At 64.4% G+C, this 17,172-nt stretch carries 30 protein-coding genes; 29 read left to right on the top strand and 1 reads right to left on the bottom strand.

Annotated elements, in window-relative coordinates:
• The 29 genes from D107_RS0109140 to rplQ form a co-directional block, all read left to right on the top strand.
• Positions 1 to 672: EF-Tu/IF-2/RF-3 family GTPase (locus D107_RS0109140; protein WP_018881309.1), on the top strand; the 672-nt coding region annotated here is incomplete at its 5' end.
• Between the two features lie 5 nt (positions 673 to 677).
• Positions 678 to 989: a 30S ribosomal protein S10 gene (gene rpsJ / locus D107_RS0109135; RefSeq protein WP_018865670.1), complete on the top strand. Its 312-nt coding sequence runs from the start codon at positions 678 to 680 to the stop codon at positions 987 to 989.
• Positions 990 to 1,099: 110 nt separating this feature from the next.
• Positions 1,100 to 1,744: a 50S ribosomal protein L3 gene (rplC, locus tag D107_RS0109130; RefSeq protein WP_018878096.1), complete on the top strand. Its 645-nt coding sequence runs from the start codon at positions 1,100 to 1,102 to the stop codon at positions 1,742 to 1,744.
• A gap of 4 nt (positions 1,745 to 1,748) precedes the next feature.
• On the top strand, positions 1,749 to 2,354 hold the full coding sequence (gene rplD, locus D107_RS0109125; protein WP_018865672.1) for a 50S ribosomal protein L4: 606 nt from the start codon (positions 1,749 to 1,751) through the stop codon (positions 2,352 to 2,354).
• Positions 2,351 to 2,647 carry a 50S ribosomal protein L23 gene (gene rplW / locus D107_RS0109120; RefSeq protein WP_017941073.1) on the top strand — a complete coding sequence of 99 codons (297 nt, stop codon included), beginning with the start codon at positions 2,351 to 2,353 and terminating at the stop codon, positions 2,645 to 2,647. Before rplD ends, rplW begins: the two co-directional genes overlap by 4 nt.
• Before the next feature lie 2 nt (positions 2,648 to 2,649).
• The gene (rplB, locus tag D107_RS0109115; RefSeq protein WP_018865673.1) at positions 2,650 to 3,471 is read left to right on the top strand and encodes a 50S ribosomal protein L2; all 822 of its coding nucleotides are present in this window, start codon (positions 2,650 to 2,652) and stop codon (positions 3,469 to 3,471) included.
• A gap of 12 nt (positions 3,472 to 3,483) precedes the next feature.
• The gene (gene rpsS, locus D107_RS0109110; RefSeq protein ID WP_018139876.1) at positions 3,484 to 3,756 is read left to right on the top strand and encodes a 30S ribosomal protein S19; all 273 of its coding nucleotides are present in this window, start codon (positions 3,484 to 3,486) and stop codon (positions 3,754 to 3,756) included.
• 9 nt (positions 3,757 to 3,765) lie between these two features.
• Positions 3,766 to 4,107, top strand: coding sequence for a 50S ribosomal protein L22 (gene rplV / locus D107_RS0109105; protein ID WP_018865674.1), 342 nt, complete (start codon positions 3,766 to 3,768; stop codon positions 4,105 to 4,107).
• Between the two features lie 2 nt (positions 4,108 to 4,109).
• Complete coding sequence (gene rpsC / locus D107_RS0109100) at positions 4,110 to 4,790, top strand: 30S ribosomal protein S3 (protein WP_018865675.1); 681 nt, start codon at positions 4,110 to 4,112, stop codon at positions 4,788 to 4,790.
• 10 nt (positions 4,791 to 4,800) lie between these two features.
• The gene (gene rplP, locus D107_RS0109095) at positions 4,801 to 5,214 is read left to right on the top strand and encodes a 50S ribosomal protein L16 (RefSeq protein ID WP_017941078.1); all 414 of its coding nucleotides are present in this window, start codon (positions 4,801 to 4,803) and stop codon (positions 5,212 to 5,214) included.
• The gene (gene rpmC / locus D107_RS0109090; protein ID WP_018865676.1) at positions 5,214 to 5,408 is read left to right on the top strand and encodes a 50S ribosomal protein L29; all 195 of its coding nucleotides are present in this window, start codon (positions 5,214 to 5,216) and stop codon (positions 5,406 to 5,408) included. Before rplP ends, rpmC begins: the two co-directional genes overlap by 1 nt.
• A 4-nt stretch (positions 5,409 to 5,412) precedes the next feature.
• The gene (gene rpsQ / locus D107_RS0109085; RefSeq protein ID WP_018865677.1) at positions 5,413 to 5,679 is read left to right on the top strand and encodes a 30S ribosomal protein S17; all 267 of its coding nucleotides are present in this window, start codon (positions 5,413 to 5,415) and stop codon (positions 5,677 to 5,679) included.
• 22 nt (positions 5,680 to 5,701) lie between these two features.
• Entirely contained in the window at positions 5,702 to 6,070 is a 369-nt protein-coding gene (gene rplN, locus D107_RS0109080) for a 50S ribosomal protein L14 (protein ID WP_017941081.1), read from the top strand.
• Positions 6,071 to 6,077: 7 nt separating this feature from the next.
• The gene (gene rplX / locus D107_RS0109075; RefSeq protein WP_018865678.1) at positions 6,078 to 6,392 is read left to right on the top strand and encodes a 50S ribosomal protein L24; all 315 of its coding nucleotides are present in this window, start codon (positions 6,078 to 6,080) and stop codon (positions 6,390 to 6,392) included.
• Between the two features lie 17 nt (positions 6,393 to 6,409).
• On the top strand, positions 6,410 to 6,949 hold the full coding sequence (rplE, locus tag D107_RS0109070; protein ID WP_018865679.1) for a 50S ribosomal protein L5: 540 nt from the start codon (positions 6,410 to 6,412) through the stop codon (positions 6,947 to 6,949).
• 15 nt (positions 6,950 to 6,964) lie between these two features.
• A complete protein-coding gene (gene rpsN / locus D107_RS0109065) occupies positions 6,965 to 7,270 on the top strand; it encodes a 30S ribosomal protein S14 (protein WP_018865680.1) in 306 nt (101 codons plus the stop codon).
• 14 nt (positions 7,271 to 7,284) lie between these two features.
• Positions 7,285 to 7,677, top strand: coding sequence for a 30S ribosomal protein S8 (gene rpsH, locus D107_RS0109060; RefSeq protein WP_018881307.1), 393 nt, complete (start codon positions 7,285 to 7,287; stop codon positions 7,675 to 7,677).
• Positions 7,678 to 7,687: 10 nt separating this feature from the next.
• On the top strand, positions 7,688 to 8,218 hold the full coding sequence (gene rplF, locus D107_RS0109055) for a 50S ribosomal protein L6 (protein WP_018881306.1): 531 nt from the start codon (positions 7,688 to 7,690) through the stop codon (positions 8,216 to 8,218).
• 10 nt (positions 8,219 to 8,228) lie between these two features.
• Positions 8,229 to 8,582 carry a 50S ribosomal protein L18 gene (gene rplR, locus D107_RS0109050; RefSeq protein ID WP_017941087.1) on the top strand — a complete coding sequence of 118 codons (354 nt, stop codon included), beginning with the start codon at positions 8,229 to 8,231 and terminating at the stop codon, positions 8,580 to 8,582.
• A gap of 26 nt (positions 8,583 to 8,608) precedes the next feature.
• Complete coding sequence (rpsE, locus tag D107_RS0109045) at positions 8,609 to 9,115, top strand: 30S ribosomal protein S5 (RefSeq protein ID WP_018865682.1); 507 nt, start codon at positions 8,609 to 8,611, stop codon at positions 9,113 to 9,115.
• A gap of 3 nt (positions 9,116 to 9,118) precedes the next feature.
• On the top strand, positions 9,119 to 9,298 hold the full coding sequence (gene rpmD, locus D107_RS0109040; protein ID WP_017941089.1) for a 50S ribosomal protein L30: 180 nt from the start codon (positions 9,119 to 9,121) through the stop codon (positions 9,296 to 9,298).
• Positions 9,299 to 9,300: 2 nt separating this feature from the next.
• Positions 9,301 to 9,732, top strand: coding sequence for a 50S ribosomal protein L15 (gene rplO, locus D107_RS0109035; protein WP_018865683.1), 432 nt, complete (start codon positions 9,301 to 9,303; stop codon positions 9,730 to 9,732).
• Positions 9,733 to 9,735: 3 nt separating this feature from the next.
• Positions 9,736 to 11,082, top strand: coding sequence for a preprotein translocase subunit SecY (gene secY, locus D107_RS0109030; protein WP_018146441.1), 1,347 nt, complete (start codon positions 9,736 to 9,738; stop codon positions 11,080 to 11,082).
• A 15-nt stretch (positions 11,083 to 11,097) separates the two neighbouring features.
• A complete protein-coding gene (gene rpmJ / locus D107_RS0109025) occupies positions 11,098 to 11,211 on the top strand; it encodes a 50S ribosomal protein L36 (RefSeq protein ID WP_018881305.1) in 114 nt (37 codons plus the stop codon).
• A 66-nt stretch (positions 11,212 to 11,277) separates the two neighbouring features.
• Positions 11,278 to 11,634, top strand: coding sequence for a 30S ribosomal protein S13 (gene rpsM / locus D107_RS0109020; protein ID WP_017941092.1), 357 nt, complete (start codon positions 11,278 to 11,280; stop codon positions 11,632 to 11,634).
• Positions 11,635 to 11,655: 21 nt separating this feature from the next.
• Positions 11,656 to 12,045 carry a 30S ribosomal protein S11 gene (gene rpsK, locus D107_RS0109015; protein ID WP_017941093.1) on the top strand — a complete coding sequence of 130 codons (390 nt, stop codon included), beginning with the start codon at positions 11,656 to 11,658 and terminating at the stop codon, positions 12,043 to 12,045.
• A 15-nt stretch (positions 12,046 to 12,060) separates the two neighbouring features.
• The gene (gene rpsD / locus D107_RS0109010; RefSeq protein ID WP_018865685.1) at positions 12,061 to 12,681 is read left to right on the top strand and encodes a 30S ribosomal protein S4; all 621 of its coding nucleotides are present in this window, start codon (positions 12,061 to 12,063) and stop codon (positions 12,679 to 12,681) included.
• A gap of 30 nt (positions 12,682 to 12,711) precedes the next feature.
• Positions 12,712 to 13,701 (top strand): DNA-directed RNA polymerase subunit alpha, encoded by a 990-nt coding sequence (gene rpoA / locus D107_RS0109005; protein ID WP_018865686.1) that lies wholly within the window; start codon positions 12,712 to 12,714, stop codon positions 13,699 to 13,701.
• 43 nt (positions 13,702 to 13,744) lie between these two features.
• Positions 13,745 to 14,134 (top strand): 50S ribosomal protein L17, encoded by a 390-nt coding sequence (rplQ, locus tag D107_RS0109000; protein ID WP_018865687.1) that lies wholly within the window; start codon positions 13,745 to 13,747, stop codon positions 14,132 to 14,134.
• Positions 14,135 to 14,255: 121 nt separating this feature from the next.
• Here the strand turns inward: rplQ and uvrA are convergent, their stop codons facing one another.
• Positions 14,256 to 17,108, bottom strand: a complete 2,853-nt coding sequence (gene uvrA / locus D107_RS0108995; RefSeq protein ID WP_018881304.1) for an excinuclease ABC subunit UvrA — start codon at positions 17,106 to 17,108, stop codon at positions 14,256 to 14,258.
• Positions 17,109 to 17,172 lie beyond the last annotated feature (64 nt).

Below are 17,172 nucleotides of genomic sequence, written 5' to 3'. Positions count from 1 at the left end.
TCCGCGCTGAAGGCGCTGGAAGGTGACGAGAGCGAAGTGGGCGCCCCGGCGATCTACAAGCTGGTGGAGGCGATGGACAGCTGGATTCCGGAGCCCGAGCGTGCCGTGGACGGCGCGTTCCTGATGCCGGTGGAAGATGTCTTCTCGATCTCCGGTCGTGGCACCGTGGTGACCGGTCGCGTCGAGCGCGGCGTGGTGAAGGTCGGCGAAGAAATCGAGATCGTCGGTATTCGCGACACCCAGAAGACCACCGTCACCGGTGTCGAGATGTTCCGCAAGCTGCTGGACCAGGGCGAGGCGGGCGACAACGTCGGTATCCTGCTGCGTGGCACCAAGCGTGACGACGTGCAGCGTGGTCAGGTGCTGTGCAAGCCGGGTTCGATCACCCCGCACACCCATTTCGAGGCCGAGGTGTACATCCTGGGCAAGGACGAGGGCGGTCGTCATACGCCGTTCTTCAATGGGTACCGCCCGCAGTTCTACTTCCGTACGACCGACGTGACGGGTTCGGTGGAACTGCCGGAAGGCACCGAGATGGTGATGCCGGGCGACAACGTCAAGATGACGGTGTCCCTGATCAACCCGATCGCGATGGAAGACGGGCTGCGCTTTGCGATCCGCGAAGGTGGCCGCACCGTCGGCGCCGGCGTCGTCTCCAAGATTATTGAGTGAACGAGATGGCTAACCAGCGCATTCGAATTCGTCTGAAGGCCTTTGATCATCGACTGATCGACCGCTCCGCGGCCGAGATTGTCGAGACCGCGAAGCGGACCGGCGCCCGGGTCAAGGGACCGATTCCGCTGCCGACCAAGCGCGAGGCGTACACGGTCCTGGTCTCCCCGCACGTCAACAAGGACGCGCGTGACCAGTACGAGCTGCGTACGCACAAGCGCCTGATGGATATCCTCGATCCGACCGACAAGACCGTGGATGCCCTGATGAAGCTGGATCTGGCCGCGGGCGTCAATGTTCAGATCAGGCTTAACTAACGTTAAATTTTCTGCCATACTATTGGGCTTTCCGTGGCCCGGCGGAATTTTCGCCGGGCCACGGCTTTAGGGCGCTTGATAGCGCCGTCTGATACGGAAGGGGTTTTGTAATGGCTCTTGGACTCATCGGTCGCAAGCTCGGCATGTCGCGCGTCTTTACGGACGACGGCGTCTCCGTGCCGGTCACGGTGCTGCAGGTGGACAACAATCGCGTGGTCCAGATCAAGCGCACTGAAGGCGACGGCTACAACGCGGTCCAGGTGACGGCGGGCTCGCGCAAGCCGTCTCGGGTAAGCAAGCCGGAGGCCGGTCACTTTGCTGCGGCGTCGGTGGAACCGGGTCGTGGTCTGTGGGAATTCCGCGTGGACGAGGCCGATCTGGAAGGCCTGGCCGCCGGTGATGCGATCACCGTTGACCGGTTCGAGGAAGGTCAGATCGTCGACGTGACCGCGCAGAGCAAGGGCAAGGGCTTCCAGGGTGCGGTGAAGCGTCACAACTTCCGCACCCAGGACGCGACCCATGGCAACTCGCTGGCGCACCGTGCCCCGGGTTCCATTGGGCAGAACCAGAGCCCCGGCCGCGTGTTCAAGGGCAAGAAGATGGCCGGCCACATGGGCGCGGAGCGCAAGACCATCCAGAACCTCAAGGTGGTGCGTGTCGACGCCGATCGCAGTCTGGTCCTGGTTCAGGGTGCCGTGCCGGGCGCGCCGAGTTCCGACGTGATGATTCGTCCGGCCGTGAAGGCGAAGGGTTAAGACAATGCAAGTAACGACTGCCGATACCGGGGCCAGCGTCGAGCTGTCCGCCGTCTGCTTCGAGCGGGAATTCAACGAATCCCTGGTGCATCAGAGCGTGGTCGCGCAGCTCGCCGGAGCCCGCAGCGGCACCCGTGCGCAGAAGACACGCGCCCAGGTGAGCGGCGGCGGCATCAAGCCGTTCCGCCAGAAGGGCACCGGCCGTGCGCGTGCCGGCACCATCCGCAGCCCGCTGTGGACCGGGGGCGGCAAGGTATTCGCGGCGCGCACCCAGGATTTCTCGCAGAAGCTCAACAAGAAGATGTATCGCGCCGCGATGGCGTCGATCCTCTCCGAGCTGCTGCGCCAGGATCGCCTGAAGGTGGTGGCGGGCTTTGCCGTTGAATCCGGCAAGACCCGCGACGGCGTCGCGAAGCTGAAGGAACTGGGCCTGGAGAAGGGTCTGGTGGTCCTGGCCGAAGAGGACGCGATGACCGCCCGCGCCCTCGGCAACGTGCCGCACGTGGACGTGATCGACGTCAACGGCGTCAATCCTGCCAACCTGGTCGGGGCCGAGACGGTCGTGATCACGGAAGGCGCCATCCGCAAGCTCGAGGAGTGGCTGGCATGAATTCGCGTCTGATGCAGATTATTCAGGGTCCGGTGGTGTCCGAGAAATCGACCAACGCCGGGGAAGTCGGGCAGTACGTGTTTCGCGTGCTGCCGGATGCCGACAAGGCCGAGATCAAGGCCGCGATCGAGAAGCTGTTCGAGGTTCGTGTCCAGCAGGTCCGCACGCTGAACCAGCAGGGCAAGAACAAGCGCTTCGGTCGCCAGTTCGGTCGTCGTAACCACTGGAAGAAGGCCTATGTCGCGCTCGCCGAGGGCGAGAGCATCGACATGGGTGAAGGAGAACAGGTCTAGTCATGGCGATTATCAAGACCAATCCGACGTCGGCCGGACGCCGTCACGCGGTTCAGATCCGCGGTGACGGTCTGCACAAGGGCGCCCCGCATGCGGCGCTGGTGGAGAAGCAGACGCGCACGGGCGGCCGAAACAATTCCGGGCGCATCACCACGCGTCACGTGGGTGGTGGGCACAAGCAGCGCTATCGCATCGTCGACTTCAAGCGGAACAAGGACAACGTGCCGGGCAAGGTTGAACGGCTCGAATATGACCCGAACCGTAGCGCTCATCTCGCACTGGTGCTGTACGCGGACGGCGAACGCCGGTACATTATCGCGCCTCGCGGCCTGAAGCAGGGTGACGCGGTGCACAGCGGCTCGCAGGCGCCGATTCGTGTCGGTAACGCCATGCCGTTGCGCTCGATCCCGGTCGGCACGGTGATTCACTGCATCGAGATGAAGCCGGGCAAGGGCGCCCAGATCGCCCGTTCCGCCGGTGCCTCGGCCCAGGTCGTGGCCCGCGAAGGCGCCCACGCCACCATCCGGCTGCGCTCCGGCGAGATGCGGCGCATCCCGTCCGAATGCCGCGCCACGGTGGGCGAGGTCGGGCATACGGAGCACAGCCTGAAGAAGTTCGGGAAGGCCGGTGCCAAGCGCTGGACGGGCGTGCGCCCGACCGTGCGCGGCACCGCGATGAACCCGGTCGACCATCCGCATGGTGGTGGTGAAGGGCGCAACTTCGGGCGTCACCCGGTGACCCCGTGGGGCCGTCCGACCAAGGGTTACAAGACCCGCAACAACAAACGTACCGACGGCATGATCGTGCGTCGGCGCAAGAAGTAACGGAGTGCCAGCATGCCGCGTTCACTGAAAAAAGGCCCGTTCGTCGACCACCACCTGCGCAAGAAGGTGGAAGAGGCGCGCGAGAAGAACGATCGCCGGCCGATCAAGACCTGGTCGCGTCGCTCGATGATTATCCCGCAGATGGTGGGTCTCACCCTCGCGGTTCACAACGGGCGTCAGCATGTTCCGGTGCTGGTCAACGAAAACATGGTCGGCCACAAGCTGGGCGAGTTTGCGTTGACGCGGACCTTCAAGGGTCACATCGCCAACAAGAAGTCGCGCTGAGGACGAACGATGGAGACGATTGCAAAACTGCGCTACGCGCGCATCTCGCCGCAGAAGACGCGGCTGGTCGCCGACCAGGTTCGTGGTATGCGCGTGGAAGAGGCCCTGAACGAGCTGACTTTCAGCCCGAAGAAGCCGGCCGCCATCGTGAAGAAGGTGCTGGAATCCGCGATCGCCAATGCGGAGAACAACGACGGCGCCGACATCGACGAGCTGCGCATCTCGCGCATCCAGGTCGACGAGGGCCCCGTGCTCAAGCGCATGCAGGCGCGTGCCAAGGGCCGCGGCAACCGCATCATGAAGCGCACCAGTCACATCGTGATTGGCGTTAGCGAGAAGGGAGCGAACTAACCATGGGTCAGAAAGTACATCCAACCGGCATCCGGCTGGGCATTTCTCGCCCGTGGTCGGCGACCTGGTACGCCGACGGTCGTGAATTTGGCGAGACGCTGAACAACGACATCAAGCTGCGCGAATTCCTGCAGAAGAAACTCGCGCACGCGTCGGTGAGCCGCATTACTATCGAGCGTCCGGCCAAGGCCGCGCACATCACGATCCATACGGCGCGTCCGGGGATCGTGATCGGCAAGAAGGGCGAGGACATCGAGAAGCTGCGTCGTGAAGTCGCGGCGGAGACGGGCCTGGACCAGGGCAACGTCAAGATCAATATCGAGGAAGTGCGCAAGCCCGAGATCGAGGCCCAGCTGGTGGCGGAAGGGATTGCCCAGCAGCTCGAGCGCCGCATCATGTTCCGCCGTGCGATGAAGCGCGCCGTCGGCAATGCCATGCGCCTGGGTGCCCAGGGGATCAAGGTGCACGTCTCCGGCCGTCTGAACGGCGCCGAGATCGCGCGTTCCGAGTGGTACCGGGAAGGGCGTGTGCCGCTGCACACCCTGCGTGCCGATATCGACTACGGCTTCGCCGAGGCCCGTACGACCTACGGGATCATCGGTGTGAAGGTGTGGATCTTCAAGGGCGAAGTCTTCGGTCTCGAGCCGGTCGAAGGGACGCGCGCTGCGGCCAACGCGAGCTAGGACATAGACCATGTTGCAGCCAAAAAGAACCAAATTCCGCAAGCAGTTCAAGGGCCGGAACCGGGGCATGGCCTCGACCGGTGCCAAGGTCAGCTTCGGCGAGTACGGCCTGCAGGCCGTTGAACGCGGTCGCATTACCGCGCGCCAGATCGAGGCCGCGCGTCGTGCGATGGTGCGTCACATCAAGCGTGGCGGGAAGATCTGGATCCGGGTGTTCCCGGACGTGCCGGTGACCAAGAAGCCGCTTGAAGTGCGTATGGGCAAGGGCAAGGGTGGCGTGGAGTACTGGGTCTGCAAGATCCAGCCCGGCCGCGTGCTCTACGAGATGGAAGGCGTTCACGAGGACGTGGCCCGCGAGGCCATGCGCCTGGCCGCCGCCAAGCTCCCGGTCAAGACGGTCTTCACCCGTCGGCAGGTGATGTAATGAAAGCAGAAGAACTCAGAAAGAAGTCGGATGACGATCTGAACCAGGAGCTGGAAGCGCTCTACAAGGAGCAGTTCGGCCTCCGTATGCAGAAGGCGATCGGGCAGCTCGCGCGCCCGGATCGCGTCGGCAAGGTGCGGCGCGAGATCGCGCAGATCAAGACGCTGATGAATGAACGCAGAAGGGCAGGCTAAGAAGATGACCGAAGAAGGTTCCAAGACTCAGCGTTCCGTCGTGGGGCGGGTGATCAGCGACAAGATGGACAAGACCCGGACGGTCCTGGTCGAGCGTCGCGTGCGTCATCCGCTGTACGGCAAGTTCATCCGCCGCAGCACGAAACTGCACGTCCACGACGAGGAGAACGTCTCCCGCATGGGCGATCGGGTTCGTATCCGTGAATGCCGGCCGGTTTCCAAGCAGAAGCGCTTTGCCCTGATCGAAGTGGTCGGGCAGGACGCGCTCTGAATCGGCTGCCAGGAGATAAGTCATGATTCAAATGCAGACCGTGCTCGAGGCCGCCGACAACAGCGGCGCCCGACGCATCCAGTGCATCAAGGTGCTGGGCGGCTCGCACCGCCGGTACGCCCGCGTGGGCGATGTCATCAAGGTGAGCGTCAAAGACGCGATCCCGCGTGGCAAGGTCAAGAAGGGCGATGTGTACGACGCCGTCGTGGTGCGTACCGCCTCCGGCGTGCGGCGCCCGGATGGTTCGATCATCCGCTTCGACCGCAACGCCGCGGTCCTGCTGAACAACCAGCACCAGCCGATCGGCACCCGTATCTTCGGGCCGGTGACGCGTGAACTGCGAGGGGAGAAGTACATGAAGATTATCTCCCTCGCCCCGGAAGTGCTGTGAGGACGTGATGAACAAGATTCGCAAGGGCGACGATGTCGTCGTGATCGCGGGCAAGGACAAGGGTCGCCGCGGGACCATCATCAAGGTCCTGGACGGCAAGGTCCTGGTCCAGAACATCAACATGGTGAAGAAGCATCAGAAGCCGAACCCGCAGCAGGGTGTCGGTGGCGGGATCATCGAGAAGGAAATGCCGATCGATGTCTCGAACGTGATGCTCTTCAACCCGGCAACCGACAAGGGTGATCGCGTGTCGTTCAAGACCCTGGAAGACGGCCGCAAGGTGCGGGTCTTTCGCTCGAACGGCGAGGTCGTGGACGCATAACGCGGGACGGACGGTTTATGGAACGCTTGAGAGAAGAATACGAATCCAACGTGAAGCAGGCCCTGCGCGAGCAGTTCGGCTATGCCAACGTGATGGAGATTCCGCGCATCACCAAAGTGACCCTCAATATGGGTCTCGGCGATGCGGTCGCGGACAAGAAGGTGATCGAACACGCGGTCGGTGATATGACCGCGATCGCCGGGCAGAAGCCGGTGGTCACCAAGGCACGCAAGTCGATTGCGGGGTTCAAGATCCGTGATGATTATCCCATCGGCTGCAAGGTGACCCTGCGGCGCCGGCAGATGTACGAATTCCTGGATCGCCTGATCAATGTGGCGCTGCCCCGGGTACGCGACTTCCGCGGTTTTTCCGCGAAGGCGTTCGACGGCCGCGGCAACTACAGCCTGGGCATCAAGGAACAGATCATCTTTCCGGAGATTGACTACGACCGTGTCGACAAGCTGCGCGGCATGGACATCACCATCACAACCAGCGCAAAGACGGACGCGGAAGCCAAGGCCCTTCTGGAGGCCTTCCGATTCCCGTTCCGGCAGTAAACGAGGTAGGCGCACATGGCGAAGGTATCGATGGTCGAGCGCGAGAAAAAGCGCGAACGACTGGTAAAGAAGTACGCGGCCAAGCGGGCCGAACTCAAGGCAATCCTGGTGGACGACACCAAGTCCTCCGAGGAACGTCTGGCGGCCATGCATGCGCTGCAGAAACTGCCGCGTGATTCGTCGCGCGTGCGTCAGAAGAACCGCTGTGGCGTGACCGGCCGGCCGAAGGGCTATTACCGCCGGTTTGGCCTGGGGCGCAACAAGCTGCGGGAATACGCCATGAAGGGCGAGATTCCGGGCCTGCGCAAGGCGAGCTGGTAAGGAGATTTGAAGCGATGATGACCGATCCGATTTCCGACATGCTCACCCGCGTGCGCAATGCGCAGCGCGCGAACAAGGAGCAGGTCGCCGTTCCCTACAGCAAGGCCAAGGAGCGCATCCTGAAGGTCTTCGCGGAAGAGGGTTTCGTGGGCGACATGCAGGTCGAGGGCGAAGCCGCACAGAAGAAGCTGGTGGTGAAGCTGAAGTATTTCGAGGGACGGCCGGTCATCGAGACCGTCGAACGGATTTCCCGCCCGGGTCTGCGGATCTATCGCGGCAAGGACGAACTGCCGCGGATCAACGCGGGCCTTGGTGTCGCGGTGATCTCCACGCCGCAGGGTGTTATGAGTGACCGCGCAGCCCGGGCCGCTGGCCAGGGTGGCGAGGTCCTCTGCAAGATCTACTGAGGAATCAGCCATGTCGCGCATTGCAAATCTGCCGATCCAGCTGCCGAGCGGTGTGTCCGTGGAGCAGACGGACAGCAAGATCAAGATCAAGGGCCCGAAGGGCGAGCTTCAGCTCACCTGCCCGGAGGCGGTGACGGTTACCGTCGAGGACGGCGTCGTGCGGGTGAAGGCCGCCGAGAATGCGAAGAACGTCGCGCTCGCCGGCACCATCCGTGCTCTGCTCGGGAATCACGTCCACGGTGTCAGCCAGGGGTTCGAACGGGCCCTGGAGCTGGTGGGTGTCGGCTACCGCGCGCAGATGCAGGGCGCGAAGCTGAACCTGACCCTCGGGTATTCGCATCCGATCGACTTCGAGATCCCCGAGGGTGTGACGGTGGAAACGCCGACCCCGACCGAGGTCGTGGTCAAGGGGACCGATCGCCAGAAGGTGGGCCAGGTGGCCGCGAATATTCGCGCCTTCCGCCCGCCTGAGCCCTACAAGGGCAAGGGCGTGAAGTACAAAGACGAGCGCATTGTGCGCAAAGAAGCCAAGAAGAAGTAGGTAGGCACCAGTGGACAAGAAAGAGGCCAGACTTAAGAGGGCGCGTCGCGCACGGTTCAAGATCCGTGAGCTGGGGGTGCATCGTCTCTGTATCCACCGGACGCCCCGCCACATGTACGCGCAGATCATTGCCCCGTCCGGCGACGCGGTACTCGCCGCGGCGTCAACGGTGGAGAAGGATCTGAAGAATGCCGGCGGTTCGACCGGGAACGCCGAGGCGGCGGCCCGTGTGGGGCAGGCGATTGCCGAGCGCGCGCGCAAGGCCGGTATTGAACAGGTCGCGTTTGACCGCGCGGGTTTCCGTTATCACGGACGGGTGAAGGCTCTGGCCGACGCCGCACGTGAAAACGGCCTGCAGTTCTAGTCAAACGGGATCGAGCGGAGAGAGATATGGCACGTAACGATGTAAGCGAAGCGCAAGACGGCCTGCAGGAAAAGCTGATTGGCGTGAACCGCGTGGCCAAGGTGGTCAAGGGCGGTCGCCAGTTCCGGTTTGCCGCACTGACGGTGGTGGGCGACGGAGAAGGTCGCGTGGGCTATGGCTATGCCAAGGCGCGCGAGGTTCCGGCCGCGATCCAGAAGGCAATGCAGCAGGCGCGGATGGAGATGCGCAACGTGGCCCTGCACGAAGGGACCCTGCACTACGCGGTCAATGGCCGCCACGGTGCCGCGAACGTCTACATGCAGCCCGCCTCGGAAGGTACCGGGATCATCGCCGGCGGGGCCATGCGTGCCGTGCTGGAAGTGGCCGGGGTGCGTAACGTGCTTGCCAAGTGCGTGGGATCGCGCAATCCGATTAACGTCGTGCAGGCCACGATCGACGGGCTCACCACGGTGAGCTCGCCGGAGCGCGTGGCGGCCAAGCGCGGCAAGACCGTTGACGAAGTGACGAGCTAAGCCATGAGCAAGCTGAAACTGACCCTGGTACGCAGCACCGCCGGCCGCATCGCATCGCACAAGGCGTGCGTCCGCGGCTTGGGGCTGCGCAAGACCCACAGCACCTCGACGGTCGAGGCCACCCCGGAAAATCTGGGCATGGTCAAGAAGGTGTCGTACCTGCTGAAGGTAGAGGAAGTCTAACGATGCGACTGAATGAGATTGCAAGCCCCGACGGCGCCCGCAAGCCGGGCAAGCGCGTCGGTCGTGGCATTGGTTCCGGTCTGGGCAAGACTGGCGGCCGTGGCCACAAGGGCCAGAAGTCCCGCTCCGGCGGCTTCACCAAGGTCGGCTTCGAAGGCGGCCAGATGCCGTTGCAGCGGCGCCTGCCGAAGGTGGGCTTCCGCTCCCGCAAGCAGCAGTACGCGGCCGAAGTGCGCCTGAGCGAGCTGGCCAAGGTGGACGGCGACGTGACCCTGGAAAGCCTCAAGGCCGCCGGTGTCGTGCGCAGCGACGCCCAGAGCGCGAAGATCTTCGCCTCCGGTGAAGTCTCCCGTGCCTGCGCCGTGAAGGGCGTGGGTGTGACCAAGGGTGCGCGGGCCGCGATCGAAGCGGCCGGCGGGAGCGTCGAGGCCTAAATAATGGCGCGTGGAGCGACAGCACGTTCCGGTGGCGGACTCACCGGTTTTACCGAGTTACGCCAACGCTTGCTGTTCGTGCTGGGCGCCCTGGTGGTGTACCGCATCGGGACGTTCATCCCCGTGCCGGGCATCAACCCGGTCGCGGTGTCGCAGTTCTTCGAGCAACAAAGCGGCACGATCCTGGACATGTTCAACATGTTCTCGGGCGGGGCGCTGGAACGGCTGTCGATCTTTGCCCTCGGGGTGATGCCCTATATCTCCGCCGCGATCATCATGCAGCTGCTCGCGGCCACCGTGCCGGCCCTGCAGCAGCTGAAGAAGGAAGGCGAGCAGGGGCGGCGCAAGATCACGCAGTACACGCGCTACGGGACCGTGGCGCTGGCGCTGTTTCAGAGTATCGGGATCGGGATTGCGCTGAATGGACAGACCATTCAGGGCATGCCGATGGCGCTGAACCCGGGGCCGATCTTTATCTTTACGGTGGTCGTCTCGCTGGTGACCGGTACCCTGTTCCTGATGTGGCTGGGCGAGCAGATCACCGAGCGCGGCATCGGGAACGGGATCTCGATCATTATTTTCGCGGGGATCGTGGCGGGGCTGCCGGGGGCCATTGGCGGCACCCTGGAGCTGGCCCGTACCGGCGAACTGGCGGCGGCGTTCGTGGTGATCCTGATCGTGCTGGCCCTCGCGGTGACGGCCTTCGTGGTGTTCGTCGAGCGCGGTCAGCGACGCGTGACGATCAATTACGCGAAACGCCAGGTCGGGCGGAAGATGGTGGGCGGGCAGTCCTCCCACCTGCCGCTGAAGCTGAACATGGCCGGGGTGATTCCGCCGATCTTCGCCTCCAGTATCATCCTGTTCCCATCGACGCTGGGGCAGTGGTTCGGGCAGGCCGAAGGGATGGACTGGCTGCGCGAGATCTCGACGACGCTGGCGCCGGGGCAGCCGCTGTACGTGATGTTCTATGCGGCCGCAATTATTTTCTTCTGCTTCTTCTACACCGCGCTGGTGTTCAACTCCCGGGATACCGCGGAGAACCTGAAGAAGCAGGGCGCCTTCATCCCGGGGATTCGTCCCGGGGTGCAGACGGAACGGTTTATTGACGGGGTCATGACCCGGCTGACGGCGGTGGGCGCGGTCTATATCACCGCGGTCTGCCTGCTGCCCGAGTTCCTGATCCTGTACTGGAACGTGCCGTTCTACTTCGGTGGGACGTCGCTGCTGATCATCGTGATCGTGGTGATGGATTTCATGGCCCAGCTGCAGTCGCATCTGGTGTCCCACCAGTACGAAGGGTTGATGAAGAAAGCGAATCTGAAGGGTTTCGGCGGGACCGGGATCCGCTAGACCAGGAGAAAGACCATGAAGGTACGTGCATCTGTAAAGCCGATCTGCCGAAACTGCAAGGTGATTCGGCGTAACGGTGTGGTGCGGGTGATCTGTTCGGATGCCCGCCACAAGCAGCGCCAGGGCTAACGCTTGGCGTAACGGATATTCATTGCTACTATAGCCGGCTTTGCCGGATTTAGATGGAGAGGTTGGATGGCTCGCGTCGCTGGAATCAATATTCCTGACCAGAAGCACACGGTAATCGCGCTGACCGCGATCTATGGCATTGGCCCCACCCGGGCCGGCCTGATCTGCGATGCCGCGGGTGTGCGTCGGGACATCAAGGTGCGGGATCTGACCGATGCCGAAGTCGATGCCCTGCGCGCGCAGATCGACAAGATCCCCGTGGAAGGGGATCTGCGCCGGGAAGTCAGCATGAACATCAAGCGGCTCATGGACCTGGGCTGCTACCGGGGCGTGCGTCACCGCCGCGGCCTCCCGCTGCGGGGCCAGCAGACGCAGACAAATGCACGCACCCGCAAGGGCCCGCGTCGCCCGATTCGCAAGTAATCAGACTGGGATCTCAGGTACATGGCACAAGCGCAGACTCGGACCAAGAAGAAGGTCCGCAAGAATATCGCCGAGGGCGTGGCTCACGTATATGCCACGTTCAATAATACGATCATCACGATCACGGACCGGCAGGGCAATACGATCAGCTGGGCCACCTCCGGTGGCTCCGGTTTCCGTGGTTCCCGCAAGTCCACGCCGTTCGCTGCGCAGATCGCGGCCGAACGGGCCGGGACGACCGCGGCCGAGCACGGCGTGAAGAATCTCGACGTGATGGTGCGGGGCCCGGGTCCGGGTCGCGAGTCGGCGGTGCGTGCGCTGAACAATGCCGGGTTCAAGATCACGAATATCAGTGATGTGACCCCGATCCCTCACAACGGCTGCCGGCCGCCCAAGAAACGCCGCGTTTAAGGCTGGAGTTCGAGAATGGCTCGTTACATTGGACCGAAGTGCAAGCTCAGCCGCCGCGAAGGCGTGGATCTGGGCCTGAAGAGCGGCGCACGCGCGCTGGAAACCAAGTGCAAGCTGGACAAGCCGCCGGGTCAGCACGGTGAACGCCGTACCCGCCTGTCCGACTATGCCGTGCAGCTGCGTGAGAAGCAGAAGCTGCGCCGGATCTACGGCGTGCTGGAGAAGCAGTTCCGCAACTATTACAAGAAGGCCGCCCAGCGCAAGGGCTCGACCGGCGAGAACCTGCTGAAGCTGCTAGAAGGTCGTCTGGACAACGTCGTGTACCGCATGGGCTTCGGCGCCACCCGCTCGGAAGCGCGGCAGCTGGTGGCGCATCGCGCGATCATGGTGAATGGCCAGGTGGTGAACATCGCCGCCTATCAGGTTCAGCCGTCGGATGTGGTCACGGTCCGCGAGAAGGCCCGCAAGCAGGTCCGCATCCAGGATGCGATGACCCTGGCCGAGCAGACCGGTTTCCCGAGCTGGGTCGAAGTCGACACCAGCAAGTTCGAAGGGACCTTCAAGGCGATCCCGGACCGTTCGGATCTGCCCGCAGACATCAACGAGTCGCTCGTCGTCGAGCTGTACTCGAAGTAATCGTTTTTCGGCCTGGCGCCAGGAGTCACAATGCAGTCGAACGAACTGGTCAAGAAACAGCAGATCGAGGTCGAGGCCGAGAACCGGAATCAGGCCAAGGTCGCGCTCGAGCCGCTGGAACGCGGTTTCGGGCATACCCTGGGCAATGCCCTGCGGCGTGTGCTGCTGTCGTCCATCCCCGGTGCCGCGATCGTCGAGGCCCGGATCGAGGGCGTGCTGCACGAATACACCACGATCGAAGGGGTGCAGGAGGACGTCGTTGACATCCTGCTGAACCTCAAGGGCGTGGCGCTGCGCATGCACAGCCGTGACGAATCCACCCTGACCCTGAAGAAGAAGGGTCCGTGCGTGGTGACGGCGGGTGACATCCAGGTGGACCATGACGTGGAGGTCGTGAATCCTGAACACGTGATCGCGACCATCACCAAGAACGTCGACCTGGACGTGACGCTGACCGCGCGGGCCGGCCGTGGCTATGAGCCCGTGAGCGCCCGACGCCAGTCCGAGGCGGGCGACGATACGGGCATCGGCCGACTGCTGCTGGATGCCAGCTTCAGCCCGATCCGCCGCGTGTCCTACCGCGTCGAGAGCGCGCGTCTGGCGCAGCGTACCGACATGGACCGCCTGGTGCTGGAACTGGAGACCAACGGTGCGATCGCGCCGGATGACGCGGTGCGTCAGGCAGCGACGATCCTGCAGGGCCAGCTGGCCCCGTTCGTCGACCTCCAGGAAGAGGCCGGCGAGGTGGTCGGGACCGCCGGTGGTGCGATCGACCCGGTCCTGCTGCGTCCGGTGGACGAGCTGGAGCTCACGGTGCGTTCGGCGAACTGCCTGAAGGCGGAGAACCTGTACTACATCGGGGACCTGGTTCAGCGCACCGAGGTCGAGCTGCTGCGCGCGCCGAACCTCGGCAAGAAGTCGCTCACCGAGATCAAGGACACGCTGGCGACCCACGGGCTGTCGCTGGGCATGCGTCTCGAGAACTGGCCGCCGCCGGGTCTGCGCGACGACAACGAGTAATCACGGCGCCCTGCGCCCATCGTTTTTCTAGAGGAAGCCTCTCATGCGTCATCGTCATTCCGGCCGTCAGCTGGGCCGTAACAGCTCGCACCGCAAGGCCACGTTTCAGGCCCTGTCCGTGGCCCTGTTCCGGCACGAACTGATCAAGACCACGCTGCCCAAGGCGAAGGAACTGCGCCGGGTCGCCGAGCCGCTGATCACCATGGCCAAGGAAGACAGCGTGCATGGCCGTCGCACGGCCTTTGCGCGTCTGCGCGACAAGGAGATCGTGGGCAAGCTGTTCAGTGAGCTGGGTCCGCGCTATCAGCAGCGCCCGGGTGGGTATCTGCGTATCCTCAAGTGTGGCAATCGTCCGGGTGACAACGCCCCGATGGCCTACGTGGAGCTGGTGGATCGCCCCGAGGGCGATTCCGGGGACGGCGAAGCCGCCTGAGATTTCGCAGTGCAATGAACCGCACCCTCTCGGGGGTGGCGGTCCCGAGAAAGCCGGCCGCGTGCCGGCTTTCTTGCGTCTGGGGCGGGGTGTTTGCGAGCCGGTCGCGGGATGCGCGGCTTCAGTTGGAGACGGCCCGAGGGCGGGCGGCCGGGGCCAGCAGCGGCGCGAGGAACTGGCCGGTGTGGCTGTTGGGGGTGGCGGCGACGGTCTCCGGCGTGCCGGCGACCAGCAGCTCGCCGCCGCCGCTGCCGCCTTCGGGCCCGATGTCGATCAGCCAGTCGGCGGTCTTGATCACGTCCAGGTTGTGCTCGATCACGACGATGGTGTTGCCGTGGTCGCGCAGGCGGTGGAGCACGCGCAGGAGCTGGGCAATGTCCTCGAAATGGAGCCCGGTGGTGGGCTCGTCGAGGATATAGAGGGTGCGTCCGGTATCGCGCTTGGAGAGCTCGCGTGCGAGCTTGATGCGCTGGGCCTCGCCGCCGGAGAGGGTGGTCGCGTTCTGGCCGAGCTGGATGTAGGACAGCCCGACCTCCATCAGCATCTCCAGCTTGCGGTGGATGACCGGCACGGGCTGGAAGAAGTCGAGGGCCTCTTCCACCGTCATCTCGAGGACCTCGTGGATGTTCTTGCCCTTGTAGCGCACCTCCAGCGTCTCGCGGTTGTAGCGGTGGCCCTTGCAGACGTCACAGGGCACGAAGACATCCGGGAGGAAGTGCATCTCGACCTTGATCACGCCATCCCCCTGGCAGGCCTCGCAGCGCCCGCCACGGACGTTGAAGGAGAAGCGCCCCGGCTTGTAACCGCGCGAACGGGCCTCGGCGGTGGCGGCGAACAGCTCGCGGATGGGGGTGAACAGTCCGGTGTAGGTCGCCGGGTTCGAGCGCGGTGTGCGCCCGATCGGGCTCTGGTCGATGTCGACGACCTTGTCGATGCGTTCCAGGCCGTCGATGCGCTCGTGGGCCTCGATGTGGTGGCGGCCCCCATGCAGGGCGGTCGCGACGGCCGGATAAAGGGTGTTGTTGACCAGGGTCGACTTGCCGGATCCGGACACGCCGGTGACGCAGGTGAACAGGCCCGTAGGGAAGGCGAAATCGCCGCCCTTGAGATTGTTGCCGCGCGCGCCGATCACCCGGATTTCGGCTTCCGGATCGGCAGCGTGGCGCTGTTCCGGGACCGCGATAGATCGTGTGCCCCGCAGGTAGGCACCGGTGAGTGATTCAGGATGCGCGGCGACGGCCTCGGGGGTCCCGGAGGCGACGATTCGGCCCCCGTGGCGGCCGGCGCCCGGTCCGATGTCCACTACGTGATCGGCCTGTCGGATGGCGTCTTCGTCATGCTCGACGACAATCACAGTGTTGCCGAGGTCGCGCAGGTGGCTGAGGGTGTTGAGCAGCCGCGCATTGTCGCGCTGGTGCAGGCCGATGGAGGGTTCGTCGAGGATGTACATGACGCCGACCAGGGCCGAGCCGATCTGCGACGCCAGCCGGATGCGCTGGGCTTCCCCGCCGGACAGGGTGTCGGCGGAGCGGTCCAGCGTCAGGTAGTCGAGCCCGACATCGTTGAGGAAGCCGAGGCGCGCGGAGATCTCGCGCACGATCTTCTCCGCGATCTGGGCGAAACGCCCGGGCAGGCGCAGGTCGCTGAAGAAGGTCTGGGCATTGGCCACGCTCATGTGCGTGACCTCCGGCAAGGTCAAGTCATTGACGAACACATGGCGCGCGGCGGAATTCAGGCGCGTGCCGTGGCAGTCGGGGCAGGGCTGCTCCGCCAGGTAGCGGCCCAGCTCCTCGCGCACGGCAGAGGAGTCGGTCTCGCGGTAGCGCCGTTCGAGGTTCGGGATCACGCCCTCGAACACGCGTTCGTCGGTGCGCAGGCGGCCGTTGGCGGCGGGCGTGGCGAGCTTGACCTTCTCCTTGCCGGAGCCGTGCAGGACCACCGCGCGCACCTCCGCGGGGAGCTCCTGCCACGGGGTCTCTACGTCGAAGCCGTAGTGCCGGGCCAGGCTGGTCAGCAGGCTGAAGTACCAGGCGTTGCGTCGGTCCCAGCCGCGCACGGCCCCGCCGGCCAGGCTCAGCTCCGGCTGCGAGACCACTCGCTCGGGATCGAAGAACTGGTGTACGCCCAGCCCGTCGCAGGTGGGGCAGGCCCCGGCCGGGTTGTTGAACGAGAACAGGCGCGGCTCCAGCTCGCGCAGCGCATACCCGCAGACCGGGCAGGCGAAGCGGGCGGAGAAGATCATCGGTTCGCGTTCCGGCTCGTCCATCCAGGCGATCAGGGCCAGGCCGTCGGCGAGCTCGGTGGCCGTCTCGAAGGACTCGGCCAGACGCTGGCGCAGGTCCTCGCGCACGCGGAAGCGGTCGATCACGATCTCGATGTTGTGCTTGCGCTTCGGGTCCAGCGCCGGCAGGGCATCGAGGTCGTGAATCTCGCCATTGATGCGCGCGCGCAGGTACCCCTGGGAACGCATCGCCTCCAGCATCTTGTGATGCTCGCCCTTGCGTCCGCGCACCACGGGCGCGAGCAGCATGACCTTGTCGCCCTCCGGCAGCTCCAGCACCTGGTCCACCATCTGCGAGATGGTCTGCGCGGCCAGGGTCTCGCCATGTTCCGGGCAGCGCGGTTCGCCGGCGCGGGCGAACAGCAGGCGCAGGTAGTCGTAGATCTCGGTAATGGTGCCGACGGTGGAGCGCGGGTTGTGCGAGGTGCTCTTCTGTTCGATGGAGATCGCCGGCGACAGGCCCTCGATCTGGTCGACGTCGGGTTTCTCCATCATCGACAGGAACTGCCGGGCATAGGTGGACAGGCTCTCCACGTAGCGGCGCTGGCCTTCGGCAAACAGGGTGTCGAAGGCCAGCGACGACTTGCCCGAGCCGGAGACGCCGGTGATCACGATCAGCCGCTCGCGTGGCAGATCGAGGTCCACGTTCTTCAGGTTATGGGTGCGGGCGCCGCGAATGCTGATGCTGTCCATGGGGCTGGGTCGACTCCACCGGGTTGCGTCGCGCGGTGTGCCCGGTCATCCGGGGTACCGCAAA

It is taken from the genome of Thioalkalivibrio sp. ALE30 (assembly GCF_000377465.1).
In the GTDB taxonomy this organism is placed as follows: Bacteria; Pseudomonadota; Gammaproteobacteria; order Ectothiorhodospirales; family Ectothiorhodospiraceae; genus Thioalkalivibrio.
Note: the sequence above shows the minus strand (reverse complement) of the source record. Positions and strands in the feature narration are given on the sequence as shown.

What these genes read in the sequence shown, in the direction of transcription:
- rpsJ (WP_018865670.1), top strand. Translation starts at nt 678, where the DNA reads ATGGCTAACCAGCGCATTCGAATTCGTCTGAAGGCCTTTGATCATCGA.
- rplC (WP_018878096.1), top strand. Translation starts at nt 1,100, where the DNA reads ATGGCTCTTGGACTCATCGGTCGCAAGCTCGGCATGTCGCGCGTCTTT.
- rplD (WP_018865672.1), top strand. Translation starts at nt 1,749, where the DNA reads ATGCAAGTAACGACTGCCGATACCGGGGCCAGCGTCGAGCTGTCCGCC.
- rplW (WP_017941073.1), top strand. Translation starts at nt 2,351, where the DNA reads ATGAATTCGCGTCTGATGCAGATTATTCAGGGTCCGGTGGTGTCCGAG.
- rplB (WP_018865673.1), top strand. Translation starts at nt 2,650, where the DNA reads ATGGCGATTATCAAGACCAATCCGACGTCGGCCGGACGCCGTCACGCG.
- rpsS (WP_018139876.1), top strand. Translation starts at nt 3,484, where the DNA reads ATGCCGCGTTCACTGAAAAAAGGCCCGTTCGTCGACCACCACCTGCGC.
- rplV (WP_018865674.1), top strand. Translation starts at nt 3,766, where the DNA reads ATGGAGACGATTGCAAAACTGCGCTACGCGCGCATCTCGCCGCAGAAG.
- rpsC (WP_018865675.1), top strand. Translation starts at nt 4,110, where the DNA reads ATGGGTCAGAAAGTACATCCAACCGGCATCCGGCTGGGCATTTCTCGC.
- rplP (WP_017941078.1), top strand. Translation starts at nt 4,801, where the DNA reads ATGTTGCAGCCAAAAAGAACCAAATTCCGCAAGCAGTTCAAGGGCCGG.
- rpmC (WP_018865676.1), top strand. Translation starts at nt 5,214, where the DNA reads ATGAAAGCAGAAGAACTCAGAAAGAAGTCGGATGACGATCTGAACCAG.
- rpsQ (WP_018865677.1), top strand. Translation starts at nt 5,413, where the DNA reads ATGACCGAAGAAGGTTCCAAGACTCAGCGTTCCGTCGTGGGGCGGGTG.
- rplN (WP_017941081.1), top strand. Translation starts at nt 5,702, where the DNA reads ATGATTCAAATGCAGACCGTGCTCGAGGCCGCCGACAACAGCGGCGCC.
- rplX (WP_018865678.1), top strand. Translation starts at nt 6,078, where the DNA reads ATGAACAAGATTCGCAAGGGCGACGATGTCGTCGTGATCGCGGGCAAG.
- rplE (WP_018865679.1), top strand. Translation starts at nt 6,410, where the DNA reads ATGGAACGCTTGAGAGAAGAATACGAATCCAACGTGAAGCAGGCCCTG.
- rpsN (WP_018865680.1), top strand. Translation starts at nt 6,965, where the DNA reads ATGGCGAAGGTATCGATGGTCGAGCGCGAGAAAAAGCGCGAACGACTG.
- rpsH (WP_018881307.1), top strand. Translation starts at nt 7,285, where the DNA reads ATGATGACCGATCCGATTTCCGACATGCTCACCCGCGTGCGCAATGCG.
- rplF (WP_018881306.1), top strand. Translation starts at nt 7,688, where the DNA reads ATGTCGCGCATTGCAAATCTGCCGATCCAGCTGCCGAGCGGTGTGTCC.
- rpsE (WP_018865682.1), top strand. Translation starts at nt 8,609, where the DNA reads ATGGCACGTAACGATGTAAGCGAAGCGCAAGACGGCCTGCAGGAAAAG.
- rpmD (WP_017941089.1), top strand. Translation starts at nt 9,119, where the DNA reads ATGAGCAAGCTGAAACTGACCCTGGTACGCAGCACCGCCGGCCGCATC.
- rplO (WP_018865683.1), top strand. Translation starts at nt 9,301, where the DNA reads ATGCGACTGAATGAGATTGCAAGCCCCGACGGCGCCCGCAAGCCGGGC.
- secY (WP_018146441.1), top strand. Translation starts at nt 9,736, where the DNA reads ATGGCGCGTGGAGCGACAGCACGTTCCGGTGGCGGACTCACCGGTTTT.
- rpmJ (WP_018881305.1), top strand. Translation starts at nt 11,098, where the DNA reads ATGAAGGTACGTGCATCTGTAAAGCCGATCTGCCGAAACTGCAAGGTG.
- rpsM (WP_017941092.1), top strand. Translation starts at nt 11,278, where the DNA reads ATGGCTCGCGTCGCTGGAATCAATATTCCTGACCAGAAGCACACGGTA.
- rpsK (WP_017941093.1), top strand. Translation starts at nt 11,656, where the DNA reads ATGGCACAAGCGCAGACTCGGACCAAGAAGAAGGTCCGCAAGAATATC.
- rpsD (WP_018865685.1), top strand. Translation starts at nt 12,061, where the DNA reads ATGGCTCGTTACATTGGACCGAAGTGCAAGCTCAGCCGCCGCGAAGGC.
- rpoA (WP_018865686.1), top strand. Translation starts at nt 12,712, where the DNA reads ATGCAGTCGAACGAACTGGTCAAGAAACAGCAGATCGAGGTCGAGGCC.
- rplQ (WP_018865687.1), top strand. Translation starts at nt 13,745, where the DNA reads ATGCGTCATCGTCATTCCGGCCGTCAGCTGGGCCGTAACAGCTCGCAC.
- uvrA (WP_018881304.1), bottom strand. Translation starts at nt 17,108, where the DNA reads ATGGACAGCATCAGCATTCGCGGCGCCCGCACCCATAACCTGAAGAAC.